A 1,703-nucleotide genomic window follows, 5' to 3' on the forward strand; every position below is an offset into this window, starting at 1 on the left:
GCCTCATCCTGCTCCTCGGCCAGACCAGGGTGTTCTTCGCGATGAGCCGCGACGGCCTGCTCCCGCGCTTCTTCTCCGTCACGCACCCCCGCTTCCGGACGCCGTACCGGCCGACGATCCTGCTGGGTGTGATCATCGCGATCGTCGCCGGCTTCACCAGCATCAACGAGCTGGCGACCCTGGTGAACATCGGCACCCTGTTCGCCTTCGTGGTCGTCGCGCTCGGCGTGATCGTCCTGCGCAAGACCCGCCCCGACCTGCACCGCGCCTTCCGCACCCCCTGGGTGCCGCTGGTCCCCATCCTGTCGATCCTCGCCTCGCTCTGGCTGATGCTCAACCTGCCGGCCGAGACGTGGCTGCGCTTCGGCATCTGGATGGTCATCGGCGTCATCGTCTACTTCGCCTACGGACGGCAGCACAGCCGCCTCGGCAAGGTGGGCGCGGACGCCAAGTACTAGACGAGTAAGTCCGAAGTCTTCGGGCGCATGAAGCGAGGGTCTCGTTGATCCGTTTGTGACGACAGATCTCGAAACCCTCGCGACTGCACTGTACGTGAGGATTGATGACTCTCTGGCAGGAACGCGGCGATGGGGCCGTCCGCCGAGGCTGACGGATGCCGAGCTGTTGACGCTCGCGGTCATGCAGGCCGTCCTCGGCTTCGCCTCCGAGACCCGCTGGCTTCGGTTCGCCCGCCGCCACCTGAGCGCCGAGTTCCCCTACCTGCCCGAGCAGTCCGGCTACAACAAGCGCCTGCGGGCCGCCAACACGCTGATCAGCCGGTTCATCCGCACTCTGGCCCGCGACACCGACCTGTGGCACGACGACGTATGGATCGTGGACTCCACCCCCGTGGAGTGCGCCCGCTCACGGCCGACGGTCAAACGCTCGCAACTGGCGGGCTGGGCCGGTTACGGCTACTGCGCCTCGCACTCACGGTTCTTCTGGGGCTTGCGTCTGCACCTGCTCTGCACACCCGGCGGCCTGCCCATTGCCTGGGCGCTGGCCAACCCGAAAACGGACGAGCGTGAAGTCCTCGCCGGCATGCTCACCCAGGACATCGACCTGCTGGCCACCCACCCCGGGCAGACCATCGTCGGCGACAAGGGCTACGTCTCCAAGCACCTGGACGCCTTCATGGCCGGCCACGGCCTGACCCTGCTGCGGCCCAGCTACCGCAACCGCAAGCCACGGCCGGGCGAGCACCTGCTCAAACCGATCCGGCAGCTCATCGAGTCGGTGAACGACACCCTCAAAGGCCAACTCGACCTCGAACGTCACGGAGCCAGAACCCCATCTGGGGTCCTGGCCCGCGTCGGACAACGCATCCTGGCCCTGACCGCAGCCATCTGGCACAACCGGGCCAACGGAACATCCATCACCCGATCACTCGTCGCCTACGACCACTGACCAACACTTCGGACTTACTCGTCTAGGGGTGTCCGGCGGTCAGCCGGCGGCCGCCGGAGGAAGGGCCGCCGCCACCGCCGCGGCCAGCCGGTGGGGGACCCCGCCCGGCCGGTCCGGGTGCCGGGTGGTCCGCCGGGCCCACTCCTCCTCGAAGGCGTGCCAGTCGATCTCCCTCGGCTGGGCCTTGCGGACCAGCGCCTCGTCCAGCGCCGCGAAGTAGGCAGCCCACCGCCGGGCGTACAACTCCGAGACCAGACCGCTCCATTCACGGTTGGCGTAGTCGTGCAGGAAGCCGC

Annotated in this window: 3 protein-coding genes; 2 read left to right on the forward strand and 1 reads right to left on the reverse strand. The window is 67.9% G+C overall.

The window, feature by feature from the left end:
• On the forward strand, positions 1-458 hold a 458-nt coding region (locus tag ACFW48_RS38685; RefSeq protein ID WP_386323361.1), incomplete at its 5' end, for an amino acid permease.
• Between the two features lie 55 nt (positions 459-513).
• On the forward strand, positions 514-1,407 hold the full coding sequence (locus ACFW48_RS38690; RefSeq protein ID WP_386323363.1) for an IS982 family transposase: 894 nt from the start codon (positions 514-516) through the stop codon (positions 1,405-1,407).
• A gap of 39 nt (positions 1,408-1,446) precedes the next feature.
• On the opposite strand, the gene ACFW48_RS38695 is transcribed toward ACFW48_RS38690, so the two are convergent.
• Positions 1,447-1,703 (reverse strand): alpha-N-acetylglucosaminidase C-terminal domain-containing protein (locus ACFW48_RS38695; protein WP_386323365.1); only part of this gene is annotated, 257 nt, incomplete at its 5' end.

Source organism: Streptomyces sp. NPDC058812 (assembly GCF_042744565.1).
Taxonomy (GTDB): Bacteria; Actinomycetota; Actinomycetes; order Streptomycetales; family Streptomycetaceae; genus Streptomyces; species Streptomyces thinghirensis.